Raw genomic sequence first — 22,268 nt, 5'->3', positions numbered from 1 at the left:
AACAGCAGTGATGCTTCGTGGGCAGCGTCGATCAGATGGGCCTGTCGAATCGATGGCCGGGGCATTCGACACAAGTCGGAGAGCGAATAAGCTGCTGCGCGCCCCTGTGCGAGGGACCGCCGCACGCCCGCAGCGCCGAGGCCACGACCGGCTACAGTCGGCGGCCAGGAGCAGCCCTTCGTTCTGAGCACCCCCATTGCGCGTCTTCCTTCCCTGTCTCCCAATCGCGCACTGGGGCGAGCTTGTCTTGTCCGCGGGTACTAAAGGGGGCGGGTCCCGCAGCTGCCGCTCAAATACCTTCGATGATGCGAATCTCGCGGTCGGCTCCGTCGCCCAGCGCAGCCAGTGCTGCCTGGTATGCCGGGCTGTCAAGCGCGGCAATTGCTTGTTCAACGCTGTCAAACTCAATCAGTACAGTGCGTTGCATCAGGCCGAGTTCGTAGACCTTGGACGGTTCGCCACGCGCCAGGAAGCGCGCACCGTTGGCAGTGAGTGCCGGGCCGGCCAGCTTCGCATACGCGGCAAGCTTGTTCGAATCGTTGACCGCGCGATACGCGCTTACCCAGTAGGCTTTTGGCATCTGATTTTCTCTTCGGTGCGACTGAACACGCAAACGTGTGACTGTGCCGCGTGTCTTGATTTGCAGCAAGCCCCGTCCAGCATCTCCGCTGCGAAGGACGGCTCTGGGACCGCTGACGCCGGTGCACGTGCGGCAGAATGCGGCCATCACCCCATTCAACGTGGATGCCAAGAAGCAGCCGCTCGACGCCGCTCTCGACCCAACGCGGACCTTGGACATCTGAGGTAGCAATCACTCGCCGTCGGCCCACGAGGACAGAGCGGCACCGGTACTGCAGCAACGCGCTGCCCAGGTACAACGGCCTGAGCGCCACACGGTCAGTTAGCCGGCCCACCACCACCTCGACATGGACCGCATATCGGCCGCGACTTCGAGGGGTCTCGCCGATCTGAGACGTGTCGCGGCGTGCTCCTGACGACGCGGCGTCATGATGGAGTCACGGCCGGATCCTATGGTTCGCGCTTTCCACCTGCCATGGGACTAGCACATGAAGCTCCTGTCGCTGCTCGCCGCGACCACTCTCGCCTTCGTCTCGATCTCCGCCTGCGCCCAGCCAAGTGAGCGGCACGGCGCCCGCCCGCCGGCGCCGCCGTTGGTCATCGGCCACCGCGGCGCCAGCGGCTACCTGCCCGAGCACACGCTGGCTGCCTACTGGATGGCCATCGAGCAAGGCGCCGACTACGTCGAGCCCGACCTCGTGATCACCAAGGACGGCGTGCTCGTCGCCAGGCACGAGAACGCGATCGCGATCCTCAATGCCGACGGCTCGGTGCGCGAAGCCACCACCGACGTGGTCGATCGTCCCGAGTTCGCATCGCGCAAGACCTCGAAGACGATCGACGGCGTGACAGTGACCGGCTGGTTCACCGAGGACTTCACGCTCGCCGAGCTGAAGACGCTGCGCGCCCGCGAGCGACTGCCCGCGCTGCGCACCGCGAACACGCGCTTCGACGGCATGTTCGAGGTGCCGACGCTCGACGAGGTGCTGCAGCTCGTCGCGCAGGCCAACGAGCGTCGCCGCGCCGAGGTGCACGCCGGGCGCGGCCGTCCGGTGGCGTGGCGGCCGATCGGTGTGTATCCGGAGACCAAGCACCCGAGCTACTTCCAGGGCATCGGCCTGCCGCTCGAGGAGCCGCTGGTGCGCACGCTGGCGCGCCACGGCTACGTGGGGCCGCAGGCGCCGGTGTTCGTCCAGTCGTTCGAGACCGCGAACCTGCGCAAGCTCAACCGCATGACGCAGGTGCCGCTGGTGCAGCTCATCAGCGCGAGCGGCAAGCCGTGGGATTTCGTCGCGAGCGGCGACCCGCGCACGTACGCCGATCTGGCCAAGCCCGCCGGCCTGGCCGACATCCGCAGCTACGCGAACGGCGTCGGTGCCAACACCAGCGTGATGATTCCGCTCACCGCAGCCGGCACGCTCGGCACGCCGACGAGCTTCGTCAGCGACGCGCACGCAGCCGGCCTGATCGTGCACGGCTGGACCTTCCGCGCGGAGAACGCCTTCCTGCCGAACGAGTTCGACGCTGGCGCCGACCCGGCGGCCTTCGGCAAGCTCGACGGCCAGATCAAGGCCTTCCTCAAGCTCGGTATGGACGGATTCTTCACCGACCATCCGCACCTCGGCAAGCTCGCGCGCGACTCCTTCGTCGCACCCTGACGGTCGGACCCGGCGCAGGGGCGGCGTGTCTTCTCGCGGATTGCGGAATGGGATGCAGCTTTCCAAAGGACGTTTTCGGAGGGGTACCCACCAGACTCAGGCTTCGAATCTGAGGAGAAACGGAGGAGTCACGATGGGCTCAGCGTCGAGCTAGCAGCTCTCCTTCAGAAGGAACTCGGTGAAGCCGCGGTCGTCACTTTTTGTCCATTGAGGTGATGCATGGTGAATGGCTGCTCGGCAATCGCGCTCGGCAGGTGCGTATGACATCTGGCAGGATGCGGCCAATACCAGAAGTTCGTCACGACCTTCCAGTTTCCAGCCGATGGTGCCTTACAAGTGCTCCCGTGCCGGCTACAGTCGGGCCAGGAGCGGCCGCTTGAGTGCTCTGCCTAAAGACTGGATGGATCCCATTCCCCGAATGAACCGGACGCGATGCCTCTACATGCAGATAGAACCTCGCCACAGGAGCGGTACCAACCTGGAGGCTTAACTTGCATACCCTTCGCGTGCTTGTGAATGGAAGCGAAGTGCTGGCAACCGAACCTCAGTCGGTCGCTTGGCTCAGCTGGGACTTAGTGGCATCAAGATATGACCCCAGTTACGCCATTCTCTCGGTCATCAACCCGAATATCCCGCCAGCCGCGGCAGGCACAGCACCATGCTGGGCCACACCGTCACCAGCGCGAGGGCGCCCAGCATGACGAGCAGGAACGGGTAGACATCGCGCAAGAGCTCCGCCAGCGACACATTGGCGATCTTCATCATCATGAACAGCAGCAGGCCGTAAGGCGGCGTCACCAGGCCGATCATGATGTTCAGCACGGCCATCACGCCGAAATGCACGGGGTCGATGCCCAGCGCGACCGCGGTGGGCAGCAGCACGGGCAGGATGATCAGGATGATGGTCGAGCCTTCGAGAAAGGCGCCCAGCACCAGCAGGATCACGTTGACCAGCAGCAGGAAGCCCATGGGGGATAGCTGGAGGCCCTTCATCGCCACGCTGAGGGTGGCGGGAATGTTCTCGGAGGTGATGACGTAGTTGAACACCAGCGCGCCGGCGATCAGCATCCCGATGGAGATGCTCATGCGCGCGCTGGACAGCAGCGATTCGTAGAGGTCGCTCCAGCGCATGCTGCGGTACAGGCCGACCGAGATCAGCAGGGCGTAGGCGGCGGCGACGCCCGCAGCCTCGGTGGGCGTCGTGATGCCGCTGTAGAGGCAGCCCAGCAGGATGACCGGCAGCATGAGCGCCGGGAAGGCCTCGCGCGTGATGCGGGGCATCTCGCGCAGCGGCACCCTGGGCTCCACCGGAAAGCCGCGGCGGCGTGCCAGGAAGTAGATCAATCCCATCTGCACGGCACCCAGCAGCAGCCCCGGCAGCACACCGCCGATGAACAGGTAGCCGATCGAGGTGCCCGACACCAGCGCATACAACACCAGCGGAATGGAAGGCGGCAGGATCGGGCCGATCACCGAAGAGACGGCGCTCAGCGCCGCGGCGAAGCCCGGCGTGTACTTGCCGTCCCGGGTCATCATCACCTGCATCACCTTGCCCGAGCCGGCGGCATCGGCCAGGGCGGAGCCCGACATGCTGGCGAACACCACGCTTTGCAGCACGTTGACCTGCGCCAGGCCGCCCGGGAAGCGACCCACGATCGCATTGCAGAAGCGCAGCAGCCTGTCCATGATGCTGCCGGTGCTCATGATGGTGGCGGCCAGGATGAACAGCGGGATCGCCAGCAGCAGGAAACTGGAATAGGTGCCGTTCAGGAGCTGCTCGGCGGCCGCGCCCATGTCCATGCCCTTGAGGTACAGGTACAGGACGGAACCGCCGATCATGGCGTGGCCGATGGGCACGCCGAGCAGGCTCAGCGCCACGATGGTGCAAAGCGCCAGCGAGAAGGGGCTGGTGAAGTTCACAGCGCGGAAGAGGAAGCGGGCGCGTCGGCCCGAGCGGGTGCAGGCCCGCGGATCAGCTGGCGCACGCCGCGAGCGATGACCGCAAGGACGAAGACCAGGTAGATCGAGTACGTGACGTCCATTCGGATGCCCAGGTACGAGCTTTTCTCGACCTTCATGAAGCTCACGTACTCGTAGGAAGCGGGCAGCGACATCCCGAACAGCACGATGATGCTCAAGGCGCCGATCGCGCCGAGGACGCGGCGCGTGCGGCGGCTCGCACGTTCGGTGATGAGGTCGATGCGGATCTCCTCGTCGTCCTTCAGCACGAAGGCCGCACCCCAGAGCACCAGCCACAGCCAGGCCGCGAGCGACAGCTCCGAAGTCCAGCCCACCGGCCAATTGAACAGGTACCGCAAGCCGATCTGCACGATGAACGCGACAAAGATCACCGCCAGCAACAGGGCTGCGACCGCTTCGGCGAAGCGATGCAGCGACGCCGACATCCGGCGGAAGAAGTTCGCTGTCATTTCAGGGCGTTGATCTTGTCCAGCATGCCGGGCGGCCAATTCTTGGCGTCGTCCGAGGCGAGATAGGCTTTCTGGGCATGCTCGCGGAAGGCGTTGACATTGGGCAAATACACCTCCAGCCCCTGCTTGCGGAAGGTCTCGACGAGCTCGGCCTCGCGCTTCAGGTGTTCGGCCGTGCTCCAGGCGATCGCCTTGTCGGCGGCGGCCTGGAATGCGCGCTGCTTGGCCGGGGTCATGCCCTGCCAGGTCTTCATGTTGACGGTGAGCAGGTCGAAACCCACGAGGTGCGAGGTCAGCACGATCTGCGACATCACCTCGTAGAACTTCATGTTCTGCACGTTGGGCAGCGGGTTGTCCTGGCCGTCGATCGCGCCGGTCTGCAAGCCGGTATAGGTCTCGGCGTAGGCCATGGGCGTGGGATTCGCCCCGAGCGAGCGGCCGAGCATCTGCCAGGTGTCGCCGGGCGGCATGCGCAGCTTCACGCCGGAGAGGTCGGCGGGCACGTTGATCCGCTTCTTCGTCTTCAGGCCCACATGGCGCGTGCCGAAGAAGGTGGGCCCCAGGATCTTCACCTTCAGCGGGTCCTCCGCCATCTTCTTCATCTGCGCACCCAGGTCGCTCGCGAAGAAGCTGTTCAGATGGTGGGCATCGCGAAACAAATAGGCCGATGCGAGCAGCGACCACGCGGGCACCTGCTTGGCAATGTCCTGCGGCGCAATATTGCCCATCTCCAGGTTGTCGCGCTGCAGGGCGACGAGCTCGGTGCCCTGGCGGAACAACGTCGAGTTCAGGTGCATCTCGAGCTTGAAATCGGCTTCGATGTCCTTGGCAAACATCCGCATCATGTCGGCGCGGATGTCCTTGTCCGAGAACACGGCTGCGAAGCGCAGCGTGGGCTGAGTCTGGGCCCAGGCCGGCAGGATGGCGCCGGCGGCCAGCGTGGCTCCCGCGCCCAGCAGCGTGCGACGATCGATGGAACGGTTCATGGTGGTCTCCTATTGTGTTGTGGTGAAGAACGCGGGGGACCTCAGCCCGCCGCTGCAGCCGCCAGGCGCTGCGCCAGCGCCCGGATCGCCAGCTCGTAGCCGAAGACGCCGAAGCCGCAGATCACTCCCGTGGCCGCGAGCGACACCAGCGAATGCTGATAGAGCGGGTCGCGCCGATGGATGTTGGTCACGTGGATTTCGGCGATGGGCTGCTCGACCGTCTTGAGGGCGTCCAGCAGCGGAATGGACCGGAACGACAGCCCAGCCGGGTTGATGGCGATCGCCGCGGCCCGCTCACGGGCTTCCTGCACCCAATCCACCATCACCCCCTCGTGATTGGTCTGACGGAACTCGCAGTCCAGCCCCAGCTCGCCGGCGACGCGCCGGCACAGCTGCTCCACCTGCGCCAGCGTCGTACTGCCGTACAGGTGCGGCTCGCGCACGCCCAAGAGGTTCAGATTGGGGCCGTTGAGGATGTAGACGGTGGAGCTCATGCGGCCCATTCTTCGGTGGCGCCAGGAAAGACTTTCCGTTCTGGAAACTCATTTCATAATACAGGACATGAGCATCTCACTCGACCGGGGCCTCAGCGTCCTGGAACACCTCGCCCGGCACCCGCAGGGGCTGCCCCTTACGCTGGTTGCCTCCGAACTCGACATCCCGCTCAGCGCCTGCCATCGCTTGCTTGCGGACCTGCAGCGCCGCGGCTACGTGCGGCAGGCGCGCCAACAGGGCGACTACGTGCTGACCACCAAGGTCGTGTCGCTGGGGCTGGGCTTTTTGAGCGGCGCCGGCATCGTGAACGTCGCCGAACCGCTGCTGGAGCGGCTCGCGCAAACCTCGGGCGAGCTGGTGCGCCTGTCGATCGTGGACGAGGACCGCCTCACCTGGGTCGCCAAGTCGCAGGGGGCCCGGCAAGCAGGACTGCGCTACGACCCGGACATGGGCATGGATGCGCGCCTGTCGTGCACCTCCTCAGGCCACGCCTGGCTGATGACCCTGAGTGACGAACGCGCGCTGGAACTCGTCTCGCGCCAGGGCTTCGGCACGCCGGCGGAGTACGGCCCGAAGGCGCCGACCACCATCAGGGCGCTGCTGGGCTTCCTGCACGCGGCGCGGGTGCGCGGATACGCAATGATCGACGAGGTGTTCGCGCCAGGCATGGCTGCCATGGCAGCGCCCGTGTTTCGACGCAAGGAGGTGATCGGCGTCATCAGCATCGCGGGGCCTCGCACGCGCCTCGGCAGCGAACGCATGCACGAACTGGCGCCAGCTCTCCTGGCCGCGGCATCCGAACTCGGGCCGATCAGCAACGCTTCCAGCTTGTTTGGCCGTCCTCCTCTGGGGAAGGGCTGATTAGACCCGGCCCGCCTGGCGAACCCGGACCTGGACCTTCGATACGACATTCCAGGCCGCCTTTTTCAGGCGTCAGGCGGCGTGGTCAAGAGTTCGGGGTTTGACTACGAGGACGGTACCAACGCGATGCTCATCTACTTGTCGACAAGCAGCGTCACCGACGCTATGCCCTTCGTTATCGCCATGCTCGATGACGAGGTGGTGCACGGGAACCGGCTCGCTGAAGCAGCCAAGGTCGGCATTTCGGAGCTGTCGCCTAAAGAAACGACCAGTACAAGGTGGTCTATCCGCGGGGCGAAGCGGGTGCGCTCATCCCTTGAGGCTGCACACGGCCAGAAACTGACGTTCCAGGCGCACGTCCATTGACCAACTCAACCGGCCAGTATGAAGACTCCCCACATCATCAATGAATGGCTCGTTGAAAAGGTCGAGCAACATCCATGGGCGAGCGTGCACGAGGCGCGCACCGTCGCCCACGAATGGCGAAGGCAGCTCGGCGGACGGAGCATGAGCGCCGCGTTGACCGCTGCCATCGCACCTGCTGATGCCTTCTCCATCTCCGTCAGCGCCGATGGAATCCTTGATGAATACGTGGCGGCCGCGAGGAACGGTGTACTGACGACCTTGCTTGCGCAGAGCTACCTATCGGTTCTGGGATGCAACATCGAGCTCTCCGGCTTTCGCGATGACGGCCAAGACTCTTCGTATGCTGCGTTTTTCATGGTTGCCAAGGAGGCAACCGAACGGCTGCTCGGGGTTGTCCCGGGCTTTGAACACAATATCGCTTGGGGTGGTCGACAGCCGTAGACGGCCAGGACCAGACACTCGAAGTCACCTTCCAATGTCAGCGTCGGGACAAATGGCGAACGCATTACAAATGTGATACACTCACAGCCATGAAATCGTGCACCTTACCTGCCGTTCGCGTTGAGCCGGAACTGCGTGCCGAGCTCGAAGCGGTCCTGGGTGAAGAGGAAACCATCAGCACCTTTGTGGCCGATGCCGTGCGCCGAGCAGTTGACTTCCGTCGCGTCCAGACGGACTTCCATGCGCGCGGCGAGGCCGCTTGGCAGGACTACCTGCGAACCGGTGTTTCGCACCCCGTGGACGAAGTGTTTGACCGCGTCCAGGCCCGCATTGATGCACGACGTCGCGAATTGCAAAGCCCCAGCACGTGACTGAGTTGTTCGGGGTTGAGATGACCCCGCAAGCCGAGGATGACCTTGAGCGGTTGTTTGAGTTCCTCGTCGTACGGTCAGAGACCTTGGAGGAACTGGACCATGCTCAGCATGTGCTGCACCAGCTTCGCACCAGTATCAAGAAGCGGCTGGCCGAGAATCCTTGGGCGTATCGGAAAGCGGGAGACGGCAGGCGTACAACGCGCCGAGAGTTAATCGTAGGCCTTGGTTCCACAGGCTATGTGGCCCTCTACGAAATCCTTCCAGGGCGGGGGCGGGCTATCAAGGTGTTGGCCGTTCGTCATCAGCGCGAAGAGGACTACCACTGAGCCCAATGCGGCTGTAAGTCGCTGTGGTTCGGCCCTTCGGACTGAATGACCGTTTTGACTAGGGTCAGACGACCTAAGCGCCCACTGACGCCGGCGCGTGTGCGGCAGCATGCGGCCAGGACCCGTCATTCGGTGACCACGCTCAATTTGCCCGATAGCTGACCTTCGCGGCGCGCGCACAACAATCTCTGTTGGTATTGGGAGCACCCGCCTTGAAGCGCATGCACACAAACTGGCGTCCATGAACCATCGGTCAAGTGCAGTCGCCCTGAAGTGCCAATATCGAAGAGCGGCGACGCCCTCGGCCGGAGAGGTTCGAGGCCGTAATGTGGCCGAACCCCAAGGAGCTGATCACCGCAGCGCAAGCGGCTGCCTTTCGAAAACGCCGGCCGTCCTCACCAATTGCCACCAGCTCAGATAGGACGTTCTTTGTCTCCTTGCCAATTTTTCACGCTGGGTCTCAGGCATCGAAGTAGAGATAGAACTCCCACGGGTGCGGGCGCAACCTCACGGGATCGACCTCGTGCTTCCACTTGTATTCGAGCCAGGTTTCGATCAGGTCCGTGGTGAACACGTCTCCGCGCATCAAGAAGTCGTGATCCTTCTCCAGCGCGCGCAGTGACTCCTCGAGCGATCCAGGGACCTTCGCGATGTTCTTTGCCTCTTCAGGGGGTAGCTCGTAGATGTTCTTGTCGAGCGGCGGGCCCGGGTCGGTCTTGTTGGCGATCCCGTCGAGGCCGGCCATCAGCATTGCTGCGAACGCGAGGTAGGCATTCGCAGTCGGGTCCGGACAACGGAACTCGACGCGCCTCGCGTTCGGCGAGTCCGAATACATCGGAATACGCGCCGCGGCCGAGCGATTTCGCTGCGACATCACCAGGTTCACCGGCGCCTCGTAGCCCGGTACGAGCCGGCGGTAGGAGTTGGTGGTCGGCGCACAGAACGCCATCAGCGCGTGCGCATGCTTGAGCAGCCCGCCGATGTACCAGCGGCACAGCTCGGAGGTCAGAGCCCAACCCTTGGCGTCGTAGAAAAGATTGCGCTTGTCGTTCCACAGGCTCTGGTGGCAGTGCATGCCGCTCGCGTTGTCAGCGAAGAGCGGCTTCGGCATGAACGTGGCAACCTTGCCGTGCCGGCGCGCGATGTTCTTGACGAAGTATTTGTAGACCATCACGTTGTCGGCCATCCGCACGAGCGGCGCGAACTTCATGTCGATCTCATTCTGGCCCGCGGTCGACACCTCATGGTGGTGGATCTCGACCTGCACACCCGCGTTCATCAGTCCGAGCACGATCTCCGAGCGGATGTCCTGAAGGGTGTCGTGCGGGGGCACCGGGAAATAGCCTTCCTTGTAGCGAGGCTTGTACCCGAGGTTCCCGCCCCCGAACGCGCCTTCGTCCCGGCCCGAGTTCCAGGCGCCCTCGACCGAATCGACGTAGTAGTAGCCGCAATGCGTGTTCTGCTCGAACCGGATCGAGTCGAAGATGAAAAACTCGAGCTCTGGGCCGAAGTAGCAGGTCTGCGCGACCCCGGTGGCTTTCAGATGGCGCTCGGCCTTGCGGGCCACGAATCGCGGATCGCGCGAGTAGGGCCCCTTGAGGATCGGGTCGATCACGTTGCAGATCATCGAAAGTGTCGGGGTCTCGCACATCGGATCGATGAATACGGTGGTCGGATCCGGCTGCAGAAGCATGTCCGACTCGTGGATCTGCTGGAAACCGCGGATCGAGGAGCCGTCGAACCCGATGCCGTCATCGAACAACTCGTTGTTGAGTTCCGGCAGCCCGATCGAGAAGTGCTGCCACAGTCCAGGCAGATCGGTGAACTTGAGGTCGACGATCTGGATTCCGTGCTCCCGCACGAGGGCGATCACCTCCTTCGCATTTTTGGGCGGATTCACCCGGTAGGTGCCGGGCTCGAACTGGGCGATCTGGCGTTTTTTCTCGGTTGGCATGGTCCTCTCCACTGGTTGGGGTTACCCAGCGTCGGCGTGCTCAGTCGCGTTGCCTCAATTTGGTCGATCAACGCGTCTTCACACAGCCCCGGTCGCAAGGCGCCTCTCGACGCCGTCACAAACCGACCGACAGCAAAAGCCCTGCCGGGTCGGGCCTCGAGGCATTCGAACTGGACGGCCGTGTGGAGCCCGAGGAATCCGCCACAACTCCCGCTCACGCGGGCATCACTCTCTAGGCCTGCAGGGAAGGGTCGCGCTCCAGCCTCATCCCCGTGCCGGCCAACGTCATCGCGCCATCCTTGTCAACGCTGACATGCCGACCATCCGCCAGCTTGTATTCGGTGAGCCCCGTCGGCTCCCATAGCCCTTGCGTGTCCGGAACCGCGTCGAGACGGGCGAGGTGTTCATAGGCCTGGACACGGTAGGTCTGGCCATCGCTTCCGCGGGCGGTAAAAGTCTCGAGCAGGTGAAGCATCTTTTCCATGCGCGCGCTCTCCTTGCAACCGACAGAGCCGGGCGCCTTCGTGCCCAATGCGCTTGCGCGCGACCAGAAGGCGCACGTCAAAATAAGTTTGACGGGCCGCTGGGCGGTGAAGTTCCGACAGTTGTGGCTAGCCGTACTGGCAATAGCGCGAGCGCCTGTTTTCTCGGTCAGGTTCCCCCAAGCCAACTGACTCGGCTGGCGGGAGCGGCATTGGCGGTCAGACCACGAAATCTGTCAGGGTTTCTTGGCTAAATCGACCTACCCTCCACCTCCCCTTGCCCATTCCTATTAGTTTCAACGACTTATGAGGCGCGCGCTCAGAGTTCGGCTTTAATTCTGACGCGAAGGTGGACTGGCGCATCGCTGAACTTGCCCACTACGCGGATGACATCCACTGGCTCGACGCCGTAAGGGCGAGAGGCGCATACAAACTCATGCGCCGTTTCGATTCCCGAACACGTCTCGGGCTCAATCAAGCATCCGTTCAGCGTATCGAGCGCCTTGAGTTTGGTGACGATGTGGAAATGGGAACCTCATGGTTGCGGGCCCGCCTCTTGGCCGGAGAATCACAAGCCGCTTCGCTCGAACTTGCACGAAGCCATCGCGTAGGCAAGAAGCCACTGCGTAACCGAGAGGCGGCGTTGGACAATCGCCCCATGACATCGATCTCAAGTCGGCTTCTCGTCGACGCCGTGCTCAGCGTCGAGCGCATGACCTTCAAGGAACGCGAGCAACTTGCCGACGAAGTCCACGCCCGACAGCCCAACCTGTTCTTCTCGGTGCTCGTCCTTCAGCGCTATGGCGCCACCCTTGAGCAAATCGAGGTGGTTCTGAACCTGCTACTCGTCTTCTATGAGGCGATGAAGACCAGCGGCAGAGCCTGGCCGGTCATCTCCGAAGACGTCCAGGAACGTTGCCTGAAGCGCATCTCCGGACGCGTGCGCTTCATAGAGGGCCTGACGCCGCAGCAGCGAGCGCAAGCCACTTCGGACGCCATCGCGGACCATTCCGAGCAGCAGTTGCTCGCATACGTCTTCGGCAAGTTCGGGGAGCACGGCCTTCTGGGCATCGAAACCGAGACGGAAAAGATGCTGATGTTGGCAGCGCTAAACTTGGTTGAGTGCATTGCGGAGACAGCGCCGAGAACAACGGAGTGAAACCGCTGAGCTCACCGAAAGAGCGTCCCTCTCAGTCGCCCGACCGACACGCCCGCGACGGTCCCAGCGTAGCGATCGCCTCTTACGCTCGTACCCATCACACATCCTTCGCCTCCGCAACGCCGCCGTCGGCTTACCGCTTACGGCGCACACAACAAGGGTCGAACGCTCGGGGGCAAAGAAAGGCCGCCAGGAGCGCTGCCGACCCCTTCTGCTGATGATGGCGGGCCAGCTGGTTGGAGCGATCGGCGTCTCGGGCATGCAATCCACACAGGACGCGCAGGTCGCCGCCATCGGAGCCGCGGCGATTGCAGACGCTGGTTGACGCGCCAGGAGGAAGCGGCCGCAGGCCGCATGGCATTCGCCGTGCGGCCTGCGCGCGGCGGGTTCTGGAGGAGATGCGCGGCGCGTACAAAGTACAACCGGCTCTCAGCCGGCATCTGGTGACACACGACTTCAGGCTGGGTTCACCGAGCTGCTCAAGTCTTTGCTAAACCGACACTGTCGCGCGTAAAGCCTGCCCTGCAGTGGTGGCGGCAATGGTGCGCAATACGGGATATCACGACCGACGATGCCCTTCTTGTCGGCGAACCGAAGGCGCGCATAGCGGCCGCGCGCGTCTGCGGGCACGCCGTCAATCGAGAGCTGATTTCGCCATACCGGGACATTGACAGGGCTGTCGTGGAACAGCAGCGGTCGCGGGGCTGGGGTCAGTCGATCGTCGAACGGATTTCGCGCGCTCTTCGGGCGTCATTCCCCGGCGACGCAGGGCTTCTCGGTCGCAATGTTTGGGACATGCGGCGGCTGTACGAAGAACATTTCCCGACCCGAAGTACTGCGACAGCTTGTCGCAGAAATTCCCTGGGGCCACCACGCAGAGCGAGCGCACACCGATGCCGGCCTGCGTCCTGCGCGCCGTTGTGCCATCGCTAGACCGATCCCGGCAGCTGACCCACCCGCAGCATGCCCGCCAGCACCCGGTGTTTGGACGCTTCGATATGCGCCATCATGTGGTCGAGCGCGCGTTCGCCATCCTTGGCGGCGAGTGCATGCAGGAACTCAAGGTGCTCTCGCATCGCGGGCACCACCTGAATCGGGCGCATGGAATCGGCGTCGTAGCGGATCAGACGCACGTGAAGACTGTTGACCCGGTAGATCTCCGACAGAATCTCGTTGCCGATCGAATCGACCATTGAGTCGTGGAGGCCCCAGTCGACCGCCTGCGCGTCCTTCTCGAGCTGAGCGTCGGGATGGGGTCTTAGTGCGCGTTCCAGGATGGCCTCGTGGGCTTCGATGAGGCCCGCGATCGTCTCGGCGTTGGCGATCCGCGCAAAGTGGACCACGGCTTCGCGCTCCACCATTGCCCGCACCTGCCAGGCGTTCCGGATCAGCTTCATGTCGACGCTGGCGATCTGGAGGCCCCGTTTCGGTACCGTCTTGATGAGGCCGGCCGCCTCCAACCGAGGCACCAACTCGCGCACCGCAGCGAGCGGCATCTCCAGCAGTTCCATGAGCTCGCGCTGTGACACGAACTGCCCGGGTCGAATTCGCGCATCGATGATCTGCTGGCGAAAGCCCTCGTAAGCGCGGCCGCGCTGGTTCACCGGCTCAGTTTCGAGACCGCTGTGCGCCTGGCGTTTGGACAGTTCAGAGCGAGCGATGGCATGGGCGTTCATATCAATCATGGTACGTGGCGCAGGTGCTGCGGCAGCGACGTCAATCGCCTAGGGTAATCACTAGCATCCAACTGACATGTTAGTCGGGGTATAGTGTGCATCATAGCAGGATACCAGATGCCTGTATTCATTGTCTTCATCACGCACCGGAGCACTTTTCATGGGTCTTGATCTCACTGGCGTCATTCCGCCGCTCGTAACGCCTTTCACTGCCGACGGCAACATCGATGAGGTTGCTTTCCGCAAGGTCATCCGCTTCAACCTCGACAAGAAGGTGCACGGCGTCTGCCCCGGCGGCAGCAGCGGCGAGGGCCACACGCTGACGATCGACGAGTTCAAGCGCCTCATGGAGATCACCGCCGCGGAGGTCGCCGGCGAAGTGCCGATCGTGGCCGGGATCATCTCCAACAGCACGCGTGACGCGATCAACCGCGCCAAGGCGATCTCGCACCTGCCGATCGCCGCGCTGCAGGTCACGCCGGTGCACTACCTGTTCAAGCCCGACGAGGACGCGACCTACCGCCATTTCAAAGCGCTGACCGAAGCGGTCGACATTCCCGTGATCATCTACAACGTCATACCGTGGAACTACCTGAACCCGGCCCAGATGATCCGCCTCATGAAAGACCTGCCCGGCGTGCAAGGCATCAAGCAAAGCCAGGGCGACCTCAAGCTGATGGCCGACCTCCTGCTCAGCGTGCCGAAGGGCTGCAAGGTGTTCTCGGCCGTGGACGCGTTGCTGTACTCGTCGTTCGCGCTCGGGGCGCACGGCACGATCGCCGCCACCCCCGCCGCCTTGCCGGGCGTGTGCGTGGCACTGTGGAACACGGTGCAGGCCGGCGACCACGTGAAGGCGCTGGAGATGCACAAGTCGATGCTGGCGTTCTGGAACGCCGTCATCGGCGACAACCTGCCGGCGAACCTGAAGACGACCATCACGCTGCAGGGCTGCAACGCCGGCCTGCCGCGCGCACCCATGCCGCCCACCAGCGAAGCCCAAAAGGCCCGGATCAAGTCGGCGCTGGACGATGTGCTGCGCTTCGACGCCTGAGCGCGTCACATCCGCCCGGAGACAGGTGAACCAAATGAACATCAAACGTCGGCAGATTCTCAATTTCGGCGCGGTCGCCGCTGCGAGCAGCATGCTCGGCATGCCGGCCTCGGCGCAAGGCTTTCCGAACAAGCTGGTGACGCTCGTGGTGCCCTTCGCACCCGGCGGCAACACCGACATCGTCGCGCGCACCGTGGCCGTGGCGCTGGGCAAGGTGCTGGGCCAGTCAGTGGTGGTCGACAACCGCGCGGGCGCCGGCGGCTCGATCGGCGCCATGCAGGTCGCCCGCGCCGCGCCTGACGGCTACACCTTGCTGCTGTGTGGTGCCGGCGTGGTGGTCACGGTCCCGGAAATGGTCAAGACCAGCTACAGCCGTTCGAACTTCGCGCCAATCGGTCTGGTGAACAAGAGCTCGATGGTGCTGCTCGCCCGCAAGAACGAGACCCGCTTCAAGAACTTCAAGGAACTCGCGGCCTACGCCCGTTCCGGCGAGGGCAAGCTGACCGCTGCGCACTCCGGACCGGGCACGCCCAATCACCTGGCGCTGCTGCAACTCGAGTCCTTGCTCAAGACCAAGTTCACGGTCGTCAGCTACAAGGGCTCGGGTCCCGCGCTGGTCGATCTGATCGGTGGCCAGGTCGACGTGCATTTCGATCAGGTCACCAGTTCGCTGCAGCACATCAAGGGCGGCACGCTCCAGCCGCTCGCGATACTGGGTCCCGTGCAAGACCCGTCGCTTCCCGGCGTGCAGACCGTCGCGGAGCTCGGCTTCGGCGAGATCGACGGCACGACGTACGTCGGAGTCCTCGCGCCCAGCGGCACGCCCAAGGACGTGCAGGACAAGCTGGCCGCTGCGCTCGCACAGGCGGTCAAGGATCCCCAGACAGTGAGCAGTGCCCGTGAACTCGGCAGTGTCGCCTTCTCCAGCACACCGCAGGAATTCGCCCGGATCCTCGACACCGAGTACGCGCTGGCCACGCAGGCCACCAAGGACGGCCGCCTCAAGGCCGACTGAGCAGATTCACCCGCGCAAGCGCGCGAGCCGGCGCTGGCGCTGCCGTGTCCGCAACGGCGCGCGAAGCGCCCCGAACAGACGAATACCACCGTGAAGAAAATCATCAACGACCCCAACGCCTACGTCGATGAAATGCTCGACGGCCTGTGCCTGGCCCACCCCGAACTGCAACGCCGCGGGGAGGACGGCCGCGTGGTGGCGCGCAGCATCGGCGCCGTGCCCGGCAAGGTGGGCATCGTCACTGGCGGTGGCTCGGGCCACCTGCCTGTCTTCCTCGGCTATGTTGGCGAAGGCCTGCTGGACAGCTGCGCCGTGGGCAACGTGTTCGCGGGCCCGCGCATGGGCGACTGCATCGAGGCGATGCGCGCGGCCGATGGCGGCGTGGGCGTGCTGCAGCTCTATGGCAACTACGGCGGCGACCGCATGAACTTCGACATGGCGGCCGAGATGCTCGAACTCGAGGGCATGCCGGTGGTGTCGGTCCGCGTCGCCGACGACGTGGCGAGTGCACCCGCAGCACAGCGCGAGCAGCGCCGCGGCGTCGCCGGCCTCGTGCTCGTCTACAAGGTTACGGGCGCCAAGGCGGCCGGCGGCGCGAACCTGGAGGCCGTGGCGGCGCTGGCACGCAAGGCCAACGACGCATGCCGGTCGATCGGCGTTGCGCTCAGCCCCTGCGTGGTGCCCGAGTCCGGCAAGGCCTCCTTCGCCATCAGTGACCAAGAGGTGGAATTCGGCATGGGCATCCATGGCGAGCCCGGCATCTGGCGCGGACCGCTCAAGTCGGCCAACGCGCTCGCCGACGAGATGCTCGAACACGTCATGCCCGAGCTCACGCTGGCGCGAGGTGACCGTGTCACCGTGCTGGTCAACAGCCTCGGAGCCACGCCGGCCGAGGAGCTCTACATCCTGTACCGCCGCGTGGCGGCCGTGCTGGCAGGCCGCGGCGTATCGATCGTGCGCCCGTTGGTGGGTCGCTACGCCACCTCGATGGAAATGGCGGGCGCGTCGCTGAGCGTGATGAAGCTCGACGCGGAACTTGAGGCCTTGCTGGCCGCCCCGGCGGACTGCCCTTTCTGGAGCGTGCGCTGATGCTGGACGCTGCCACCCTCGCGGCTGCCTTGCCCCGCTGGTGCGCGGGCGTGCATGCCGCGGCGCCCGAACTGAATGCGCTCGACGGCCGCCTTGGCGACGCCGACCTCGGAGCGACGCTCGACAAGTGCGCCACGCTCGTGGAACAGGCGCTGCCCGAAATGCCTGACACGCTGGAAGGCATTTTCAAGTGCTGCGCGCAGGCATCGGCCAAGGCTTCGGGTTCGAGCTTCGGCACGCTGTTGACCGTCGCCCTGATGACCAGCGCGAAGCGCTGCGCGGGCGTGGCCTCGCTCGACCATGCGGCACTCGCGGCGCTACTGGCAGAGGTGGTCAGCACGCTCTCGGCGCGCGGCGGCGCGAGCCTGGGCGACAAGACCGTGCTCGATGGCCTGCAGGCCGTCCACGTGGCGCTGGCCGCATCACCCGAAAGCGCGGACGCGCGCCGCGTGGCCAGCGTCGCGGCGCGTTCCGCGCTCGACGCGTTCCGCGACAAGCCCAACCGCATCGGCCGCGCCCGCATGTTCGCCGACAAGACCATCGGCATGGAGGACCCCGGCATGGTGGCGCTGCTGCGCATGGTCGACGCCCTTTGACACTCGGCCCGCACCGCGTGCGCATTCTTCCCCGGAGACCTCAAACATGCTCGGACAAGTGATCGTCAGCGGCCTCGCGATGGGCTGCATCTACGCCCTGATCGCGCTCGGCTACGCCTACGTCTGGAACACCATGGCGATCGTCAACTTCGCGGCCGGCGAGTTCCTGACCTTCTCGGCCTTCGTCTTCGTCGCCACCTTCACGACCAGCCTGCACCTGCCTTTTTGGCTCGCGGCCATCCTGACCGCGGTGGTGATGGCCGTGCTCGGCGCGGTGTTCTCGCGCCTGGTGTTCGCGCGCCTGCAGCGGCAGAAGGCGCTCGTCGCCATCATCGCCACCGTGGGCTTCGGCATCTTCCTCAAAGAGATGGCCCGCATCATCTACGGGCCCGAGCCGCTGTTGTATGCCAGCCCATTTGGCGACGGCGTGGTGACGGTGGGCGGACTGCGCGTCCCCGTGCAGCAGCTCGTGATCATGGCGGTCGTCGTCGTCGTGATGGCGCTTCAGTACCTGGTCCTGCGCTACACCACCATCGGAAAGGTGATGCGCGCCACCGCGCTGGACCGGGAGACGGCGCTGCTCATGGGAATTCCTGTGAACCGCGTGCTTGCCGGTACCTTCGCCTTTTCCTCGGTGCTGGCGGCGCTGGCCGGCATCCTGCTCGCGCCGCTCTTCTACGTGACGACCGAGATGGGAACGCTGGTGGGCCTCAAGGGATTCGTTGCGATGATCATCGGCGGCTTCGGCAGCGTGCCCGGCGCGATTCTCGGCGGCGTGCTGCTGGGCGTGATCGAGAACGTCGGCGCCTTCACGATCTCTTCGACGTACAAGGACGCGATCGCCTTCGGCGTGCTGCTTGTGTTCCTGCTCGTGCGCCCGCAGGGGCTGCTGCCCGAGCGCAATGCCGACCGCGCCTGAGGAGCTGCCATGACCAAGACCTGGATGCGTCCCGCGGCGTGGATTGCCGTGCTCGCGGTGCTTGCGATGCCGATCGCGCTGGACCTCAACAGCTACTACCTGCACGTGCTCAACCTGGCGTGGATCTTCGCGATCGCCGCGCTGGGCCTGCAGGTGGCGACCGGCATCACCGGCCAGATCGTGCTCGGCCAGGCCGCTCTGGTGGGATTCGGCGCCTACGCAACGGCGCTGTTCATGATGCGGCTGACACTGCCGTGGTACCTCGCCCTCCTGGCGGCGATGCTGCTCACGGCCGCCGTGGGCGTGCTACTGGGCGCGGTGAGCACGCGCATCAAGGGCCACTACCTGGCCATCGTCACGCTGGCCCTCAACGAGATCTTCCGTATGGTGGCACTCAACGAGGAGTGGCTGACCGGCGGGCCGATGGGGATGCGAGACATCCCGACACTGAACATCCCTTCCTTGGGCGACAACATCGACAAGCAGCTCTACTTTCCGCTGCTGGCGTTGTGCTTTGCGGCGTACGCTGCCACGGTGTTCTTCCACCGCACGCGCACGGGACGCAGCATGCGCGCCGTGCGCGACGACGAGATCGCCGCCGAGGCCATGGGCGTCGATTCGCGTCGCATGAAGACCATCGCCTTCGTGGTGTGCAGCGCCTGGGCGGCGCTGGCCGGCGGCATGTACGTCCTGCTCGTGGGCTTTGCGGCGCCGACCAACTTCACGGTCTTCGAGAGCATCAAGATGATGCTGATGGTGGTGCTCGGCGGATTGGGCTCGATCGCCGGCACCTTTCTCGGCGCGGTCGTCATCACGGTCCTGCCCGAGGCATTGCGCGGGCTGCAAACCTACTACCTCGCCGCCTTCGGCATTGGCGTCGTGGTGATCCTGCTCGTGGCGCCGCGTGGCCTGGGCGTCGTGGGCGACTGGCTGCTGGGATCGTTTCTGACCGGCAAGCGCGAGGCCGTAGGCGAGGCGCCTGCGGCGCCGCTCAACCTCAGCGTTGCGGCAGGCGCCGCGGCCTCGGCGTTGGCCGGCCGCGCGCCGGCGGCGGTCGGCGGCGCGGCCTTGCTCAAGGTGCGCGGCGTCTCGCGCAGCTTCGGCGGGGTGAAGGCACTCAACGACGTCAGCTTCGACGTGCGCCGCGGCGAGATCCTCGGGCTCATCGGTCCCAACGGCTCGGGCAAGTCGACCATGATCAACGCGTGCTCGGGCACGGTAGGCGTGGTGGGTTCGATCGAGCTGGGCAGCGACCGCATCGACAACCTGGCGCCGTGGACCATCCATGGCCGAGGCGTGGCGCGCATCTTCCAGAACGTGCGGTTGTGGGAATCGATGACGGTGCTGGAGAACGTCATGGTGGCCTACCGTGCGCCGCTCGACCAGGTGGGCGCGCGCGAGGCGCGCAGCCGCGCGGCCGCACTGGAAGCGCTCGCCAGCATGGGCGTCGCGCATCTCGCCTACCGCCGCGGCGGCGACCTCTCTTTCGGCCAGAGCCGGCTGGTGGAGATGGCGCGTGCCATCGTGAACAAGCCGCGACTGCTGCTGCTCGACGAGCCTGCCGCCGGCCTGCGCGGCGGCCTGATCCTGGAACTCGCGCAGATCCTGCAGCACCTGCGGTCGCAGGGCATGTCGATCCTGGTGGTCGAGCACCGCATCAAGCTGGTGATGAACATGTGCGACCGCGTCGTCGTGCTCAACCTCGGCAACAAGATCGCAGACGGGAGGCCCATGGAGGTCATGAATTCCCCGGCGGTGATCGAGGCCTATCTGGGCGAGCGCATTCCCGAGGAAGCGGCTCCGGAGCTGGCGCGCGAGCCAGCCGCGGCGTGAGGTTTTCGCCCTCTTTTTCCGTTCGTTCCCCTTCGTTTTCGTCAAGACATCACCTGGAGACACAAGCCATGAATAGACTTTCCATTCCCCTGCCTCGCGTCAGCTGGCTCGGTGCCGCAGCATTGCTGCTTTCCACGCCGGCCATGGCCGACGCGCTGATCGGCGTGTCGCTGCCCCAGACCGGCCCCAAGGCGCTGGTGGGGCGCAATTTCAAGCAAGGCGTGGAGCTTGCGGTGAGCGAGATCAATGCCGCCGGCGGTGTGCTCGGCAAGCCGCTTGAGGTCGTGTTCGAGGATGATCAGGGCGACAACCCGAACGGCGCCATCAATGCCGTCAACAAGCTGATGCAAGTGAGCAAGGTGCCGGTGATGATTGGACCGCACTACTCGGTCACACAGATGGCGACGCAGAAAACGTACTGCAATGGCAAGGTAGTGTCCATCACCGGCGGCACCTCCGTTGCGATCACGCACAGTGGCTGCAATTACGTCATCCGCACGCGCTCGGACGACGACGTGCAGGCCAAGGCACTCATCGAGTACGCGCAGAAGGAGCTCAAGGCTGGCGAGAAAACGGCCGTCTTCTATGCAAACGATGACTTCGGCAAGTCGGGCCAGGCGCGTGTGGTGGCGCAGATGGCCACCCTGGGCCTGAAGCCCGTGGCCGTGGAAAGTCACAACCCGAGCGACAAGGACTATTCCGCCCAGCTCGCCAAGCTGCAGAAGTCCGGCGCGGAACTGGTGATCCTGTGGGCGCACGACACCGATGCGGCGCTGATCCTGCGCCAGGCCAAGCAGTTCGGCCTGCCCTTCAAGTTCGCCGGCGCGGTGCTCTCGGAAGAGGCCTTTCTCAAGCTGGCGGGCAGTGCGGCAGAGGGTTCAATGAGCGCCTCGTACTTCGTGCCCACGGATCCCAACCCGGCCGTGCAGGCGTTCGTCAGGAAGTACGAGGCCAAGTACAGAATGGCGCCTGACGTGTGGTCGGCCACCTACTACGACGCCACCATACTCGCGGCCAAGGCGATCAACGCGGCGAAGTCGGCCGACGTCCAGAAGATCCGCGCTGCCTTCCCGAACGTGAGTTACAGCGGCCTGCTGGCCGACTACAAGTGCGACCAGGCGGGCGACTGCAACAAGCAGGTGAACATCGTCGAGATCAAGGGCGGCCAGCCGGTCGTGCGCTCGGCGGTCAGGTTCTAAGGCAGCCTCCGCGCGAGGACAGCAATGATGAAAGCGGATCTGCCTCCTTCCTTGATCGCCCAGCGCCCGGAGCTCGAGCTCTCGCACGTCGACGTTTTCTATGGGAAGGCGCAGATCCTGTTCGATCTGTCGATCCGTGCCTACCATGGACAGATCGTGGCCGTGATCGGGGCGAACGGCGCCGGCAAGTCGACCACGCTCAATCTGATCGTGGGGCGCCTGAAACCGACTGCCGGCAGCGTCGAGTTCTGTGGCCAGAGCATCCACGACCGCCCGATCGAGCAGATTGTCGCGGCCGGCATCGCCTGCGTGCCGCAGCGTCGGCGCATCTTCTCGACGCTCAGTGTCAAGGAGAACCTGGAGGTCGGCGCCTATGTGCGTCGACACGACAAGGCAGCCGTGAGCGAGACGCTGGACGAGGTGTACGAGCTCTTCCCTGTGCTCAAGCGCAAATCCAATGAGATGGGCGGTGTGCTGTCCGGCGGCGAGCAGCAGATGCTCACCGTCGCCCGTGGCCTGATGGCCGGGCCGCGCGTGCTGCTTCTCGACGAACCCTCAATGGGCCTGTCGCCCAAGCTCACCACGGAGATGTTCCTGGACATCCGCCGCATTGCCCGCGCTGGTCGCACAGTGGTCATCGTCGAGCAGAACGCGTTCGCCGCGCTGAGCGTTGCCGACCACGGCTATGTGCTGGAAGGCGGGCGCATCGCCCTGGCGGGCCCGGCCCACCAACTGCTGCACGACGACCACGTGCGCGACGCCTACCTGGGCGCCTGAATC

At 64.7% G+C, this 22,268-nt stretch carries 25 protein-coding genes; 17 read left to right on the top strand and 8 right to left on the bottom strand.

All coding sequences use genetic code 11. From position 1 onward, the window contains the following. Positions 1-289: 289 nt before the first annotated feature. Positions 290-580, bottom strand: coding sequence for a DUF1330 domain-containing protein (locus tag ACSQ89_RS31040; RefSeq protein WP_436293056.1), 291 nt, complete (start codon positions 578-580; stop codon positions 290-292). A 487-nt stretch (positions 581-1,067) separates the two neighbouring features. Between ACSQ89_RS31040 and ACSQ89_RS31035 the strand changes: the two genes are divergently transcribed. After that, positions 1,068-2,237 carry a glycerophosphodiester phosphodiesterase gene (locus tag ACSQ89_RS31035; protein WP_436293057.1) on the top strand — a complete coding sequence of 390 codons (1,170 nt, stop codon included), beginning with the start codon at positions 1,068-1,070 and terminating at the stop codon, positions 2,235-2,237. Positions 2,238-2,855: 618 nt separating this feature from the next. Here ACSQ89_RS31035 and ACSQ89_RS31030 read toward each other — a convergent pair. Genes ACSQ89_RS31030 through ACSQ89_RS31015 form a run of 4 tightly spaced genes read right to left on the bottom strand, consistent with a single transcriptional unit; the run spans position 2,856 to position 6,146 of the window. Then, positions 2,856-4,157, bottom strand: coding sequence for a TRAP transporter large permease (locus ACSQ89_RS31030; protein WP_436293058.1), 1,302 nt, complete (start codon positions 4,155-4,157; stop codon positions 2,856-2,858). Next, positions 4,154-4,666: a TRAP transporter small permease gene (locus ACSQ89_RS31025; protein ID WP_436293059.1), complete on the bottom strand. Its 513-nt coding sequence runs from the start codon at positions 4,664-4,666 to the stop codon at positions 4,154-4,156. Before ACSQ89_RS31025 ends, ACSQ89_RS31030 begins: the two co-directional genes overlap by 4 nt. After that, positions 4,663-5,652 carry a TRAP transporter substrate-binding protein DctP gene (gene dctP, locus ACSQ89_RS31020; RefSeq protein WP_436296789.1) on the bottom strand — a complete coding sequence of 330 codons (990 nt, stop codon included), beginning with the start codon at positions 5,650-5,652 and terminating at the stop codon, positions 4,663-4,665. The genes ACSQ89_RS31025 and dctP overlap by 4 nt, the downstream gene beginning before the upstream one ends. A gap of 41 nt (positions 5,653-5,693) precedes the next feature. Continuing rightward, complete coding sequence (locus tag ACSQ89_RS31015; protein WP_436293061.1) at positions 5,694-6,146, bottom strand: type II 3-dehydroquinate dehydratase; 453 nt, start codon at positions 6,144-6,146, stop codon at positions 5,694-5,696. 67 nt (positions 6,147-6,213) lie between these two features. On the opposite strand from ACSQ89_RS31015, the gene ACSQ89_RS31010 reads away from it, so the two are divergent. From ACSQ89_RS31010 to ACSQ89_RS30990, 5 genes are all read left to right on the top strand, one after another. Continuing rightward, complete coding sequence (locus tag ACSQ89_RS31010) at positions 6,214-7,008, top strand: IclR family transcriptional regulator (protein WP_436293062.1); 795 nt, start codon at positions 6,214-6,216, stop codon at positions 7,006-7,008. 81 nt (positions 7,009-7,089) lie between these two features. Beyond that, on the top strand, positions 7,090-7,374 hold the full coding sequence (locus ACSQ89_RS31005; RefSeq protein WP_436293063.1) for a hypothetical protein: 285 nt from the start codon (positions 7,090-7,092) through the stop codon (positions 7,372-7,374). A gap of 18 nt (positions 7,375-7,392) precedes the next feature. Continuing rightward, positions 7,393-7,815 carry a hypothetical protein gene (locus ACSQ89_RS31000; protein ID WP_436293064.1) on the top strand — a complete coding sequence of 141 codons (423 nt, stop codon included), beginning with the start codon at positions 7,393-7,395 and terminating at the stop codon, positions 7,813-7,815. Between the two features lie 89 nt (positions 7,816-7,904). Further along, positions 7,905-8,186 carry a YlcI/YnfO family protein gene (locus ACSQ89_RS30995; protein ID WP_170855773.1) on the top strand — a complete coding sequence of 94 codons (282 nt, stop codon included), beginning with the start codon at positions 7,905-7,907 and terminating at the stop codon, positions 8,184-8,186. Beyond that, positions 8,183-8,515 carry a type II toxin-antitoxin system RelE/ParE family toxin gene (locus tag ACSQ89_RS30990; protein WP_436296788.1) on the top strand — a complete coding sequence of 111 codons (333 nt, stop codon included), beginning with the start codon at positions 8,183-8,185 and terminating at the stop codon, positions 8,513-8,515. Before ACSQ89_RS30995 ends, ACSQ89_RS30990 begins: the two co-directional genes overlap by 4 nt. Before the next feature lie 460 nt (positions 8,516-8,975). On the opposite strand, the gene glnA is transcribed toward ACSQ89_RS30990, so the two are convergent. Continuing rightward, the gene (glnA, locus tag ACSQ89_RS30985) at positions 8,976-10,469 is read right to left on the bottom strand and encodes a type I glutamate--ammonia ligase (RefSeq protein ID WP_436293066.1); all 1,494 of its coding nucleotides are present in this window, start codon (positions 10,467-10,469) and stop codon (positions 8,976-8,978) included. Between the two features lie 232 nt (positions 10,470-10,701). Continuing rightward, positions 10,702-10,953 carry a hypothetical protein gene (locus tag ACSQ89_RS30980; RefSeq protein ID WP_093110665.1) on the bottom strand — a complete coding sequence of 84 codons (252 nt, stop codon included), beginning with the start codon at positions 10,951-10,953 and terminating at the stop codon, positions 10,702-10,704. 347 nt (positions 10,954-11,300) lie between these two features. On the opposite strand from ACSQ89_RS30980, the gene ACSQ89_RS30975 reads away from it, so the two are divergent. From ACSQ89_RS30975 to ACSQ89_RS30965, 3 genes are all read left to right on the top strand, one after another. Next, entirely contained in the window at positions 11,301-12,110 is an 810-nt protein-coding gene (locus tag ACSQ89_RS30975) for a hypothetical protein (protein WP_436293067.1), read from the top strand. A gap of 217 nt (positions 12,111-12,327) precedes the next feature. After that, on the top strand, positions 12,328-12,435 hold the full coding sequence (locus ACSQ89_RS30970; RefSeq protein ID WP_436296787.1) for a heme-binding protein: 108 nt from the start codon (positions 12,328-12,330) through the stop codon (positions 12,433-12,435). Positions 12,436-12,611: 176 nt separating this feature from the next. After that, positions 12,612-13,043: a DUF1016 N-terminal domain-containing protein gene (locus ACSQ89_RS30965; RefSeq protein ID WP_436297264.1), complete on the top strand. Its 432-nt coding sequence runs from the start codon at positions 12,612-12,614 to the stop codon at positions 13,041-13,043. Here the strand turns inward: ACSQ89_RS30965 and ACSQ89_RS30960 are convergent. Continuing rightward, entirely contained in the window at positions 13,040-13,786 is a 747-nt protein-coding gene (locus ACSQ89_RS30960; RefSeq protein ID WP_436296786.1) for a GntR family transcriptional regulator, read from the bottom strand. The genes ACSQ89_RS30965 and ACSQ89_RS30960 overlap by 4 nt on opposite strands. Before the next feature lie 160 nt (positions 13,787-13,946). Between ACSQ89_RS30960 and ACSQ89_RS30955 the strand changes: the two genes are divergently transcribed. From ACSQ89_RS30955 to ACSQ89_RS30920, 8 genes are all read left to right on the top strand, one after another. Beyond that, complete coding sequence (locus tag ACSQ89_RS30955) at positions 13,947-14,837, top strand: dihydrodipicolinate synthase family protein (protein WP_436293069.1); 891 nt, start codon at positions 13,947-13,949, stop codon at positions 14,835-14,837. A 34-nt stretch (positions 14,838-14,871) separates the two neighbouring features. After that, the gene (locus tag ACSQ89_RS30950; RefSeq protein WP_436293070.1) at positions 14,872-15,852 is read left to right on the top strand and encodes a Bug family tripartite tricarboxylate transporter substrate binding protein; all 981 of its coding nucleotides are present in this window, start codon (positions 14,872-14,874) and stop codon (positions 15,850-15,852) included. A 90-nt stretch (positions 15,853-15,942) separates the two neighbouring features. Continuing rightward, positions 15,943-16,941 (top strand): dihydroxyacetone kinase subunit DhaK, encoded by a 999-nt coding sequence (locus ACSQ89_RS30945; RefSeq protein WP_436293071.1) that lies wholly within the window; start codon positions 15,943-15,945, stop codon positions 16,939-16,941. After that, positions 16,941-17,537, top strand: a complete 597-nt coding sequence (locus tag ACSQ89_RS30940; RefSeq protein ID WP_436293072.1) for a DAK2 domain-containing protein — start codon at positions 16,941-16,943, stop codon at positions 17,535-17,537. Before ACSQ89_RS30945 ends, ACSQ89_RS30940 begins: the two co-directional genes overlap by 1 nt. 46 nt (positions 17,538-17,583) lie before the next feature. Then, positions 17,584-18,456 carry a branched-chain amino acid ABC transporter permease gene (locus ACSQ89_RS30935; protein ID WP_436293073.1) on the top strand — a complete coding sequence of 291 codons (873 nt, stop codon included), beginning with the start codon at positions 17,584-17,586 and terminating at the stop codon, positions 18,454-18,456. Between the two features lie 9 nt (positions 18,457-18,465). Next, on the top strand, positions 18,466-20,289 hold the full coding sequence (locus ACSQ89_RS30930) for a branched-chain amino acid ABC transporter ATP-binding protein/permease (protein ID WP_436293074.1): 1,824 nt from the start codon (positions 18,466-18,468) through the stop codon (positions 20,287-20,289). Between the two features lie 68 nt (positions 20,290-20,357). After that, positions 20,358-21,488, top strand: coding sequence for an ABC transporter substrate-binding protein (locus tag ACSQ89_RS30925; RefSeq protein ID WP_436293075.1), 1,131 nt, complete (start codon positions 20,358-20,360; stop codon positions 21,486-21,488). A gap of 24 nt (positions 21,489-21,512) precedes the next feature. Then, the gene (locus tag ACSQ89_RS30920) at positions 21,513-22,265 is read left to right on the top strand and encodes an ABC transporter ATP-binding protein (RefSeq protein WP_436296785.1); all 753 of its coding nucleotides are present in this window, start codon (positions 21,513-21,515) and stop codon (positions 22,263-22,265) included. Positions 22,266-22,268 lie beyond the last annotated feature (3 nt).

Origin of the sequence: Variovorax sp. LjRoot175 (genome assembly GCF_964253805.1) — a bacterium.
Lineage (GTDB): Bacteria > Pseudomonadota > Gammaproteobacteria > Burkholderiales > Burkholderiaceae_C > Variovorax.
The sequence above is the reverse complement of the archived record's forward strand: the minus strand, read 5'-3'. Positions and strand labels throughout refer to the sequence as shown.